The sequence below is a fragment of the Cognatilysobacter terrigena genome, from assembly GCF_004361065.1.
Classification (GTDB): Bacteria; Pseudomonadota; Gammaproteobacteria; order Xanthomonadales; family Xanthomonadaceae; genus Cognatilysobacter; species Cognatilysobacter terrigena.
The window spans coordinates 1-11,283 of the sequence record NZ_SELT01000042.1; the positions used below are offsets into that span (position 1 = coordinate 1).

The 11,283-nt window shown below is 68.7% G+C and carries 13 protein-coding genes; 6 read left to right on the forward strand and 7 right to left on the reverse strand.

Annotation, left to right across the window (positions count from 1 at the left end):
• Together EVS83_RS15000 and EVS83_RS15005 are read right to left on the reverse strand one after the other, a co-directional pair.
• Window positions 1-537 (reverse strand): hypothetical protein (locus tag EVS83_RS15000; protein ID WP_133501924.1); only part of this gene is annotated, 537 nt, incomplete at its 3' end.
• 330 nt (window positions 538-867) lie between these two features.
• Window positions 868-1,512 (reverse strand): DUF2238 domain-containing protein, encoded by a 645-nt coding sequence (locus EVS83_RS15005; RefSeq protein WP_133501926.1) that lies wholly within the window; start codon window positions 1,510-1,512, stop codon window positions 868-870.
• A 118-nt stretch (window positions 1,513-1,630) separates the two neighbouring features.
• On the opposite strand from EVS83_RS15005, the gene EVS83_RS15010 reads away from it, so the two are divergent.
• The 3 genes from EVS83_RS15010 (at window position 1,631) to EVS83_RS15015 (ending at window position 3,876) form a co-directional block, all read left to right on the forward strand.
• Complete coding sequence (locus EVS83_RS15010; protein ID WP_133501928.1) at window positions 1,631-2,653, forward strand: TIGR00266 family protein; 1,023 nt, start codon at window positions 1,631-1,633, stop codon at window positions 2,651-2,653.
• A gap of 7 nt (window positions 2,654-2,660) precedes the next feature.
• Window positions 2,661-2,801 carry a hypothetical protein gene (locus EVS83_RS15740; RefSeq protein WP_166636929.1) on the forward strand — a complete coding sequence of 47 codons (141 nt, stop codon included), beginning with the start codon at window positions 2,661-2,663 and terminating at the stop codon, window positions 2,799-2,801.
• Between the two features lie 88 nt (window positions 2,802-2,889).
• Window positions 2,890-3,876, forward strand: a complete 987-nt coding sequence (locus EVS83_RS15015) for a patatin-like phospholipase family protein (RefSeq protein ID WP_133501930.1) — start codon at window positions 2,890-2,892, stop codon at window positions 3,874-3,876.
• Window positions 3,877-3,930: 54 nt separating this feature from the next.
• Here EVS83_RS15015 and EVS83_RS15020 read toward each other — a convergent pair whose 3' ends face one another.
• On the reverse strand, window positions 3,931-4,209 hold the full coding sequence (locus EVS83_RS15020; protein ID WP_133501932.1) for a WGxxGxxG family protein: 279 nt from the start codon (window positions 4,207-4,209) through the stop codon (window positions 3,931-3,933).
• Window positions 4,210-4,399: 190 nt separating this feature from the next.
• Here EVS83_RS15020 and EVS83_RS15025 point away from each other — a divergent pair, with 190 nt between their 5' ends.
• Window positions 4,400-4,828 (forward strand): BLUF domain-containing protein, encoded by a 429-nt coding sequence (locus EVS83_RS15025; RefSeq protein ID WP_166636930.1) that lies wholly within the window; start codon window positions 4,400-4,402, stop codon window positions 4,826-4,828.
• A gap of 72 nt (window positions 4,829-4,900) precedes the next feature.
• On the opposite strand, the gene EVS83_RS15030 is transcribed toward EVS83_RS15025, so the two are convergent.
• On the reverse strand, window positions 4,901-5,377 hold the full coding sequence (locus EVS83_RS15030) for an Lrp/AsnC family transcriptional regulator (RefSeq protein ID WP_133501936.1): 477 nt from the start codon (window positions 5,375-5,377) through the stop codon (window positions 4,901-4,903).
• A gap of 120 nt (window positions 5,378-5,497) precedes the next feature.
• Here EVS83_RS15030 and phhA point away from each other — a divergent pair, with 120 nt between their 5' ends.
• On the forward strand, window positions 5,498-6,388 hold the full coding sequence (phhA, locus tag EVS83_RS15035; RefSeq protein ID WP_133501938.1) for a phenylalanine 4-monooxygenase: 891 nt from the start codon (window positions 5,498-5,500) through the stop codon (window positions 6,386-6,388).
• 115 nt (window positions 6,389-6,503) lie between these two features.
• On the opposite strand, the gene EVS83_RS15040 is transcribed toward phhA, so the two are convergent.
• The 3 genes from EVS83_RS15040 to dinB form a co-directional block, all read right to left on the reverse strand.
• Window positions 6,504-6,842 carry a hypothetical protein gene (locus tag EVS83_RS15040; RefSeq protein ID WP_133501940.1) on the reverse strand — a complete coding sequence of 113 codons (339 nt, stop codon included), beginning with the start codon at window positions 6,840-6,842 and terminating at the stop codon, window positions 6,504-6,506.
• 62 nt (window positions 6,843-6,904) lie between these two features.
• The gene (locus EVS83_RS15045) at window positions 6,905-9,301 is read right to left on the reverse strand and encodes a sensor domain-containing protein (protein WP_208108766.1); all 2,397 of its coding nucleotides are present in this window, start codon (window positions 9,299-9,301) and stop codon (window positions 6,905-6,907) included.
• Between the two features lie 124 nt (window positions 9,302-9,425).
• Window positions 9,426-10,529, reverse strand: a complete 1,104-nt coding sequence (dinB, locus tag EVS83_RS15050) for a DNA polymerase IV (RefSeq protein ID WP_133501944.1) — start codon at window positions 10,527-10,529, stop codon at window positions 9,426-9,428.
• Between the two features lie 249 nt (window positions 10,530-10,778).
• Here dinB and EVS83_RS15055 point away from each other — a divergent pair, with 249 nt between their 5' ends.
• Window positions 10,779-11,096 carry a hypothetical protein gene (locus EVS83_RS15055; protein ID WP_133501946.1) on the forward strand — a complete coding sequence of 106 codons (318 nt, stop codon included), beginning with the start codon at window positions 10,779-10,781 and terminating at the stop codon, window positions 11,094-11,096.
• The last annotated feature ends 187 nt before the right edge of the window (window positions 11,097-11,283 follow it).

Here is an 11,283-nt window from a genome sequence, read left to right on the forward strand (position 1 = left end):
GCCGCCGGGGATCGACGTCACGGTGTAGCTGTCGACCGGGTAGCCGCCGTCGAAATCGGGTGCGGTGAACGCGACGGTCGCCTGCGTGTTGCCTGCGGTCGCGGTGCCGATGACGGGCGCATCGGGCGCGCGCGGCGCGGCGTAGGACACCACCAGCGTATTGGTGCTGCCACTGCGCGCGGCGCCGGTCGGGCGCGTCGCACGCCAGCGACCGAGCGCACTGATCGTGCCCATCGCCATGTCCATCGACGTGGTCGTGTAGGTGAACGTGCAGTTCTTCGTCGTCAGCAGGGCGGCGGGCATGCCCGGACAGTTCAGCGCCGACATCCCGCTGGGCGCGCCGCTGGTGAACGTGAGCGAATCGATGTCGGTGTTACCCGTCGAGAGCTGCACGTTGAACGTGAGCACCTGCCCTTCGCGCGCGAATGTCGCCGGCTTGGACCCGGTGATCGTTACGGTGGTGGCGTTCTGGGCCGCCGCGGGGGCCGCGACCAGCGCGGTCAGCAGGAGCAGAGCCGCGGCCGCGAACCTGCGCATCCCCGCGCGGGCCGCAATGGACGAAAAAGACCAGGACGATCCATCGCCCACGCCGAGACGGCGCCGAGCCGTGCGCTGCTGAAACATGTGATTTCCCCTGGCAATCCGCGGCGCCGATCACCTGCCGGACGTGACAGGGAGCGCAACGAAGCTGGGTATGTAATCACATTTTCTTCACGCGCGCCGGATCGACGGCCGATGACGACCGGATCTGGCGGGCTCGGTCCGCCACGACGAGCCCGGCGCCCGCACGGCGTAGGCCCGGCCGCTCGGAGGGTCCGTCCCTCCGAGCGCGCCCCGGTCGGATCGGAACCGACGGGCATCCCGGACTCAGCCCACGCGAAACCCCATCTGCCGGTCATGCACGCGCGACAGCAGCGTGAGCGACGCGATCGCGCCGCACAGACACAGGAACATGTCCCACTGCGTATCCCAGACATCGCCCTGCGTGGCGAGGAAGGCGTCGGCGTCCGCACCGAGCGCGAGCGCGCTCCACCATTCGATGAGCTCGAAGAACGCAGAGAAGCTCAGCGCGGCGGCGATGCAGAGGTACGTCAGCCAGCCGCCCGGGCGCAGCGGAGTATTCCGCAGCAGCACCTCGCGCGCGAGCATCGCCGGGACGAAGCCCTGCACGAAGTGGCCGACGCGGTCCCACGGGTTGCGCTGCGTGTGCAGCACGTCGCGCAGCCATTCGCCCAGCGGCGCCTTCGCGTACGTGTACGCGCCGCCTTCGATCAGCACGAGCGCGTGCAGGGCGAGCAGCCAGGCGAGCAGGCGCGTCGGCGCGAGGCGGCGGTCGAGCGCGAGCCACGGCAGCGCGAGCATCACCCAGACGGTTTCCATCGCCCATGTCATGCGATCGCTGGCGACCGCGAACGACACCAGCATCGCCAGCGCGACGCCGCCCAGCAGCACCACACCTTCCCGGCGCGACGGCGTGCGCCGCAGCGGCGTTTCGACGACAGCAGCGGACATGGCGACTCCCCCGAATGGCCCCATCGCCATCCTCGCACCGTCGCGGGCATGACGTCCGGTGCATGACGCGACGTCGCCCATCGCTACACTCGACGCCTTCATCGACAGGGAGCGTGCCGTGAGCCAGTGGTTCTTCGTCCATCCGCAGACCAGCGAACGCGTCGGTCCGCTCGATCCCGACGCCGCGTTCGCCTTCGCGCGGCAGAACCCGAACCACCTGTGCTGGCGCGAAGGCCTGTCGGGCTGGCAGCCGGTGCGCGCGATGCCCGAGTTCGCCGAAGCCGTAGGCGCGCAGCCGTCGCATGTGCCGCCGCCGCCGGCGCCGGGCTTCGGTGCGCGCGGCACCGCGGACGACATCGACTACCGCATCGTCGGCAACGACATGCCGTTCGTGGAGATCGAGCTCGACCCGGGCGAAAGCGCGATCGCCGAAGCCGGCGCGCTGATGTACAAGGACGGCGTCATCCAGATGGACACGATCTTCGGTGACGGCTCCAAGGCCGGCGGGGGCGGCATCGGCGACAAGCTGTTCGCGGCCGCGCGTCGCGTGGTCACCGGCGAGAGCCTGTTCACCACGGTGTTCACGCATCAGGGCCAGGGCAAGGCGCGCGTCGCGTTCGCGGCGCCGTATCCCGGCACGGTGCTGCCGATCCGCCTCGCCGACCACGGCGGCACGCTGATCTGCCAGAAGGATTCGTTCCTGGCCGGCGCGCGCGGCGTGCGCCTCGGCATCTTCTTCCAGAAGAAGATCCTCACCGGCCTGTTCGGCGGCGAAGGCTTCGTCATGCAGAAGCTCGACGGCGACGGCTGGGTGTTCGTGCACGCTGGCGGCACGCTGGTCGAGCGGGACCTCGCGCCGGGCGAACGCATCGACGTCGACACCGGCTGCGTCATGGCCTTCCACCCGACGGTGAACATGGACATCCGCCCGGTCGGCGGCATCAAGTCGATGCTGTTCGGCGGCGAAGGCGTGGTCCTCGCGACGCTCACCGGCCCCGGCAAGGTGTGGCTGCAGTCGCTGCCGTTCTCGCGCATGGCCGGCCGCATGCTGGCTGCGGCGCCGCAGGCGGGCGGCGGTCGCGACGAGGGCTCGCTGCTGGGTGGGCTCGGCCGCATCCTCGATGGCGACAACGGGTTCTGAGGACGACATGAGCACTCCGAACCGCATGGCTCGTCGGACACACGTCGTTATCGCGCTCGCACTCCTGATGCTCGTCGGCGTCGCGGGCTATTCGATGGGGCGCGACATGGCGCTGCGCGACAACGCCCGCGCGATGTCGTCCCGTTAAGCCCCCGCTCGCCCCGCGCGGGCGATCCTTGCGGCCCGGCGCGTCGTCGATGCGTCGGGCCGCTGCTCTTTTCAACGACGAATGTCCCATGCGTGTTTTTCGCACCACCCTGCTGACCACCGCTCTGCTCGCGCTCGCCGGCTGCGGCGGCAATGACGTCAAGCCGTCGCCCGACGCCATCGCGCCGAAGGTCGTCGCGCCTGCGCCCAAACCCATCCGCATCGGCCTCGCGCTCGGCGGCGGTGCCGCGAAGGGCTTCGCGCACATCGGCGTGATCAAGATGCTTGAAGCCAACGGCATCAAGGTCGACGTGGTGAGCGGCACCAGCGCGGGCAGCGTGGTCGGCGCGCTGTACGCGAGCGGCATGGATGCGTTCGCGCTGCAGAAGCAGGCGGTCGCGCTCGACGAGGACCGCATCAAGGACGTCCGCCTGTTCTCGGGCGGCCTCGTGCAGGGACAGGCGCTGCAGGATTACGTCAACGCGTCGGTGAAGAATCGTCCGATCGAGAAGCTCGGCAAGCCGTTCGCGGCGGTGTCGACGCAACTCGAAACCGGCACGCGCACCGTGTTCACCCGCGGCAACACCGGGCAGGCCGTGCGCGCGTCGAGCAGCATTCCCGGCGTGTTCGAACCGGTGCCGATCGGCAAGGTGCATTACATCGACGGCGGCATTGTGAGCCCCGTGCCCGTCGATGCCGCGCGCCAGCTCGGCGCGGACTTCGTCATCGCGGTCGACATCTCGAGCAAGGCGCCGGGCAGCGCGCCGACCAGCCTGCTCGGCACGGTCAACCAGTCGATCACGATCATGGGCCAGAAGCTCGGCGAGCAGGAGCTCGCGCGCGCTGACGTGGTGATCCGTCCGCGCGTCAACGGGGTGGGCCCCGCGGCGTTCGAGCAGAAGGCGGACGTCATTCTTGAAGGCGAACGTGCGGCCGTGGCCGCGCTGCCGCAGATCCGCGCGAAGCTTGCGCAGCTGCGTGCGGCACGTATGCCGAAGGTCGTTGCGCCTGCGCGACCACCGTGCGAACCGAGTCGCATGGATCGCGTCCTGAAGCGCGAGCCCCGCTGCGACTGACCGGGCGATCCCGGCGTCGCGGCGGAGAAGCCGGGCGAACCCGGCTGTCACACGTCAGCGTGGCGTTGTGCCGGACGTGTTGGTGTTGGTGCGCGCGGTGTCGTGATGGACGACGGTGCGCTGCTTGCGCGGAATCAATCCCGCCAGACCGAGCAGGCCCAACAAGCCCCACGGAAAGTCGTGGTCGTCGTTGTCGCGCGTGTCCGCGACGGCAACGCGATTCGCATCGTTCGCGGTGTCGCCGGTCGCAGTGGCGTCCTGCGCCATCGCCGGCGCGAGCGTTGCACCGAACAGCAGAAGGGAAGCACTCGCGGTCAGGATCGTCTTCTTCATAGGTTCTTCCGTATCAGCGCGACGAATCGTCGCCGGTCGAACCTATGAAGCGGTTTGCGATTGCCGAGTGACTGCGGCTGTAACGGAGAGCATTCGCGTCAGCGATTGGCGTGCAAGGTGCAGGCGACGTCGAACGTCCATCAAGAGCGCGTGCATGTGCGATCGCGAATCGATCGGGCAAACTCCGCCCATGCTCGACGCCCTCGTCTACGAAAGCCACGCTGATCCGCGTCTGACCGACGCGGAGCTGGAAGTCATCCTCATCGGTTCGCGCGTGCGCAATGCACGGCGCGGGATCACCGGCGCGCTGCTCAAGCGCGACGTGCGCATCGTGCAGATGATTGAAGGGCCGGCCGACGAGATCGACCGCACGTTCGCGGCGATCGCCGCGTCGCCGTTCCACCGGCACGTGCAGGTGCTGCGACGCGCGAGCGGGCTCGAACGGATCTTCGATCGCTGGCACATGGGTTTCTTCGACTTCCAGTCGCTGCACGTGCGCGGCGCCACGACCGCGACGTGGATCGACACGCTGCCCGAGTTGCAGGCCCACGCGGCGACCAATCCGGTGTTGGCGACGCTGCTCGAGCGCTGGACGGAAATCACGTCGGACGTGCGCTGAGCTGCTGAGTCGTGTGCGTCATTGCAGTCGCGCGATCGACGTCGAACGATCGCGCGTCACGCAGCTGCCCGCTTACCGCCCCGGCAGCGGCATCCCGCGAAACGCCTTCACCGTGCGAAGCACGAAACTCGAATTGACGTCGGCGACGCCGGCCTGGTTGAGCAGGCGGTCGAGCAGGAAGCGCGAGAAATGTTCGAGGTCGCGCACGGCCACCTGCAGCAGGTAGTCCATGTCGCCGGTGAGCGCGTGGCAGGTCACCACCTCGTCCCACTGCTGCACGAACGCGGCGAAGGCCTCGATCGACGCGGCATCGTGCTTGGCCAGCTGCACGCGCACGAAGGCCTGCAGGCCGAGGCCTAGACGCTCCGGGTCGACCTGCGCCGCATAGCCGGCGATCACGCCGTCGCGCTCCAGCCGCTGCACCCGCCGCAGGCAGGCCGACGGCGACAGGTGCACGCGCTCGGCCAGCTCGGCATTGGTCAGCCGGCCCTCGTGCTGAAGGGCGGCGAGCAGCAGCAGGTCGGTGCGGTCCAGCTCGATGGCAGTCATTCGTTGCGCCCCAGGCGATTCTGACGCACGGATCGTGCGCCCAAGCCGGCTGGCGGCGCAACAACGCAATCCCGTTGCGTCCGCCTGCCCCTACGCTGCGAAGGTCCACGGAGTGCCGCCATGAATGCCCAGCCGCAGCGCGTCGAACACCAGCTCACCGACAAGGGCTACGTCCCGGTCTACACGACGGCGGTCATCGAGCAGCCGTGGTCGACGTATTCGCCGATCGACCACGACGTCTGGGCGCAGCTGTTCGAGCGCCAGCAGAAGATCCTGGCGGGCCGCGCCAGCGAGGCGTTCATGACCGCGCAGCGCGCCATGCACATGAGCGCGCACGAGATCCCGAAGTTCGACGATCTCAACAAGACGCTGCGCGCGGCGACGGGCTGGGAGCTGGTCGGCGTCGAAGGCCTGCTGCCCGAGCTCACCTTCTTCGACCACCTCGCCAATCGCCGTTTCCCGGTGACGTGGTGGATCCGTAAACCCGAGCAGATGGATTACCTGTCCGAGCCGGATCTCTTCCACGACCTGTTCGGCCACGTGCCGCTGCTGATGAACCCGGTGTTCGCCGACTACATGCAGGCGTACGGGCGTGGCGGCGTCAAGGCGCACGGCATCGGCCCGGACGCACTGGCCTGCCTGACGCGCCTGTACTGGTACACGGCGGAATTCGGCCTGATCCGCGACCCCGACGGCCTGCGCATCTACGGCAGCGGCATCCTGTCGTCGAAGGGCGAATCGATCCACTGCCTCGAGTCGAACGCGCCGAATCGCATCGGCTTCGACCTCGAACGCATCATGCGCACGCGCTACCGCATCGACACCTACCAGAAGACGTACTTCGTCATCGACTCGTTCGAACAGCTGTTCGAAGCGACCAAGCCGGACTTCACGCCGATCTATTCAAAGCTGGCGACGCAGGACTCGATTCCGGCGGGCGACGTGCTCGACGGCGACCGCGTGTTCAATCGCGGCACGGGCGAAGGCTGGTTGATGGATGGCGACGTGTAAGCGCGATCGCGCGTCGGGATGAAACAAAGGGCGGGTCAATCGACCCGCCCATTTTCGTGCGCGGCGTCGGCGCTGCGTCGATCGGGCGACCTCGGCAGCGACGCGGACGGTCGACTTACTTCTTGTCGGTGTCGTTCGTCGTCGTCGCCGGCGTATCGGTCGACGGCGTGGTCGACGTGCCCGCGGTCGTCGAAGCGTTCGCGTCGGCGGCCGGCGTGCTCGCTGCCGATGCCGCATCCGCCGCGGCCTGCGCCGCTGCAGCGTCCGCCGCAGCCGCAGCCGCCTGCGCGTCCGACTGCTGGGTCGCCGCGGAATCCGCGGTGGCCGACGCGCCTGCAGCGGTCGACGTATCGGCCGCCGGCGTGGCGGCGGTGTCGGCGTTCGGGTCGCCGCGGTGGCAGGCGGACAGCGCGAGCGCGGTGAGTGCGACGAACAGAAGTCGTGTGCGGATCATGGGAAGGCTCCTCGGGGAATCGGCGACAGCATCGCCATCAGGCGTCAAGACGAAGCGAAGCGTCAGCTGACGACCGCGTCGGTCGTCTCCACCTGCGTCGCCCGCTCGAAGGGCAGCGGCTTCGCGAACAGGTAACCCTGCAACTCGCCGGCGCCGCGTGTTCGCAGCCAGTCGCGCTGGAACGGTGATTCGACACCTTCCGCGACGACGCCCAGTCGCAACGTCTTCGCCAGCGCGATCACCGCTTCGCAGATCGAACGATCGCTTGCATCGCGTTCGAGATCGTTGACGAACGAGCGGTCGATCTTGAGTCGGTGGATCGGGAGACGCTTGAGATACGACAGCGACGAATAGCCGACGCCGAAGTCGTCGATCGCGAGCGTGACGCCGAGGTCAGCGAGCGCGGCCATGACGTTTGCCGCGCGTTGCGGATCATCGACGATGACGCTTTCGGTGAGTTCGAGTTCGAGCGCACCGGGCGGGAGATGGAATTCATCGATGACGCGGCGCACGTCGTCGAGCAGGCCGTGCGCGAACTGCATCGCGGAAACGTTGACGGAGATGCGCACGTGGCCGAGGCCTTGCTCGACGAGGAACGCGTGGTGGCGCGCGGCTTCGTGCAACACGCGTCGGCCGAGTTCGACGATCAGGCCGCTTTCCTCGCACACCGCGATGAAGTCTGACGGCGGCAGCAGGCCGCGCATCGGGTGTTCCCACCGCACCAGCGCTTCAAGTGCGACGAGGCGGAGATCAGCCGAGAACAACGGCTGGAACAGCAGCCGGAATTCCTTGCGTTCGAGCGCGTCGCGCAGTTCCTGCAGCAGTTGAAGCTTGCCGCCGCCCGATGGCGTCGCACCGGCGCGATACGCGACCGTGCAATTGCGGCCTTGCCGCTTGGCCTGGTACATCGCGAGTTCGGCGCCCATCAGCAGGCTTTCGGCGCTCGCCGCGTCTTCGGGGAAGTGGCTGTAGCCGACGCACGCGCTGAGCTTGCAGCGTCGCGCCGCACCTTCCAGCGGTTCGGCGAGCGCGGCATGCACGCGCGAGGCGACGCGTTCGACTTCGAGTTCGTCGTCACTTTCGAGCACGATCACGAACTCGTCGCCCACCGATCGGCCCATCAATGCGCGCGGGCCGGCGACACGCTGCAGGCGCGTCGCGATCTCGCACAGCACGCGATCGCCCGTGGCATGGCCGAGCTCGTCGTTGACCAGCTTGAATTCGTCGAGGTCGACGATCAGTACGCTCACGCGCGCGGCGGTGAGTTGCGCACGCTGCACGACGTCGCCGAGCTGTTCGAGCACGAGGTGACGGTTCGGCAGCCCGGTCAGCACGTCGTGCGTCGAGCGCCACTTGAGCTGCTGCGCGTGGCGCTGGCGTTCGCTCGTGTCGGTCATCAGGCCGAGCACGTGCGTGACGTGACCGTCCGCATTGCGCATCGGCGTGAGTTGCAGCTCGTACCAGAACGGCGTGCCGTCGCGACGCGTGCCCTGCGATGCGACGTGCAGGTCGGTGACCGCATCGAGCGCGTCCTGCAGCAGTTCATTGCCCGAATGCTGCGGATCGAGCGCCTGCACGGTTTCGAACGGTCGGCCTTCGATCTCGGCGAGCGCGTAGCCAGTGATCTGCTCGAACGACGAGTTCGTATAGACGATGGGAAAACCCGGCCGGCCGGCGTCGACGATGACGATGCCGCTGGCCGACGCCTCGACCGCGCGTTCGAGCAGGCGGAGACGTGTCGACAACAGGTTCTGCGGGCAGCGGTCGATCATGCCGCCGACCATGCGCAGCGGCGCGCCGTGGCCGTCGCGCTGGATGTAGCCGCGATCGAGCACGTCGGTATAGGTACCGTCGCCGCGCTGGAACGAATACTCCTCGGTCCATTGCGTGGCGCTGCCTTCGATCGCGGCGGCGAGGCTCGCGCCGACGCGCGCACGATCGTCCGGATGCACGAGCGCGGCCCAGGCATCGATGTCGCGCGGCATCGTCGCGTCGTCGAAACCGAAGTTGGTGGCGAAACTGTCGCTGAACCACAACTCGCCGGTGGCGACGTTCCAGTCGTAGGCGGCGTCGCTCACCGCCTGCGCCAGCAGGTGCACGCGCGCCTGTGCGCGTTCGACTTCGCTGACGTCGCGCGCGACGACGAGTCGCGCCTGACGGCCCTGCCAGTCGACGCGCGAGGTGCGGATCTGCACGTGCATCAGCGCGCCGTCGCGATGGCGATGCAGCCATACCGCTTCGGGACGCGGCCGGCCGGCGCTCGCACGGATGTAGCGCTCGATGTTCGGGCGTTCGGATTCGGGGCGCAGGTCGAGGATGCTCATCGACCGCATGGCGTCGCGGTCGTAGCCGTACATCTCGGCCGCGACGGTATTGGCGTCGAGGATGTCCAGCGTGGACTCGTCGAAGACCCACATCGGCACCGGGCTGGCGTCGAATGCATTGAAGTCTTCGGTCACGGCGTCCCCATACGTCGCGTCGGCCGTCCACATTGCCATGTGAAGGCGCGCCTGCGAAGCCCGCGGGTCACCAACTGCGTCGCGTTTTCACCTGAAGGTCGGGCGCTGTCATCGGGGACCGCGGTCACGAAGCGACGCCGTCGTCGAACAGGTCGACCTGCGGATCGGCTTCGTCGAGATTCGCGAGGCCGACGCCGATCAGGCGGTAGCGCGTGGACGCCGGAAGCATGACGCGCGCGCGCAGTTCCAGCGCGGTGCGCGCCAGCGCCTCGGCGCCTTCGGGCATGCGCGCGGGCGTGAGCGAGCGGGTGAGGATGCGGAAGTCGGACGTCTTGAGCTTGAGCACGACGGTGCGCGGCCGGCGCGGCGCGCGGTTCTCGCGGGCGTCGCGTTCGCGCTGGCGCTGCCACGCGGCCCAGGTCTTCTCGGCCATGCGCGCGATGTGCGGGGCGAGGTCGTCGAGCGGAAGGTCGGTCTCCAGCGTGTCCTCGCTGGAGATCTGCGTGTGCGGGCGTTCGGGTTCGACCGGATGCTCGTCGATGCCCCAGCTGAGCTCGAACAGGCGTCGCCCCCATCGGCCGAAGCGTTCGACGAGCACGTCGCGGCCGGCGTCGCGCAGATCGGCCACGGTCTTCAGGCCCAACGCTTCGAGTTCGCCCTGCGTGACCTTGCCCACGCCGGGCAGCCGCCCGACCGGCAACGGCGCGAGGAACGCTTCGACCTTCGACGGCGGCACGACGAACAGCCCGTCGGGCTTCTTCCAGTCCGACGCGATCTTCGCGACGAACTTGTTCGGTGCGACGCCGGCCGACGCAGTGAGATTCGTTTCCTCGCGGATCGCCGCGCGGATGTCCTTGGCGATGTCGGTGGCGGTCGGCAGATCGGTCAGTGGATGCGTGACGTCGAGGTAGGCCTCGTCGAGCGAGAGCGGTTCGACCAGCGGCGTGTGCCGCGCGAAGATCGCGCGGATCTGCTGCGAGACCTGCTTGTAGCGCACGAAGTCGGGCGGCACGAACACGGCGTCGGGACACAGGCGTTCGGCGCGTACGGCGGGCATCGCCGAGCGGATGCCGAACACGCGCGCTTCGTAACTCGCGGCGCAGACCACCGAACGCGCGCCGCGCCATGCGACGACGACGGGACGTCCGCGCAGCGACGGATCGTCGCGCTGTTCGACGCTCGCATAGAACGCGTCCATGTCGACGTGGATGACCTTGCGCGGCGTCATCGCGCGCGGCTCCGACACATGCGCGCAACATCGCGCGCGCACCGTGCGCCGCCATCGGTCGACGGGAGCGGATGCGCGATGGCGGACGGCATGCAGGACACGGCGAAGCGATTGTCGCGCGCGCAGCGATCGGACGCGGCGTCGCCCGACCCAGCGGCTGAACGACCGGCAACTTCGCCGGTCGCCGCGACGGACCGCTCACACGGCGACGCCCACGCTTCCGCCGTCTCAGCGCCGCATCGCACGACCATGCTCGACATCACCGCCGACCGCCTGCAACAACAGCACGCCTACCTCGAGGACGGCATCGCGCACGCGATGCGCCGCGCGGGTGCGGGCCCGGACCTGGTGCTCGAGCGTCGGCTCATGGGTCAGGCGCGCCTGCTGCAGGCGATGCTGTCCGACCGCAGCGCCGCGCAGGCGGTGGCGGACGTCGCCGAGGCCGCACGCCGGGTCATGGACACCGCCGAGCCCGAGGCACCGCTGCAGATGCTGGCGATCGCCCGCGAGAACCTCGCACGGACGGTCCGTCGCCACGCCATGGGGCTACCGCGCCGTACGCACTGAGGCGCCGTCGCGCCCTGCGCTGACTACGTTTGCAGGCATCGGCGACAATGGGCATCCCGCCTGCCGCCCCGTCGCCGATGAATCCGACCGCCTCGCCCGTTTCGCTGACCCGTTACCTGCTCGAAGAAGAGCGCGCCGGCCGCATCGGCCCGAACCTGCGCCTGCTCATCGAAGTGGTGGCCCGCGC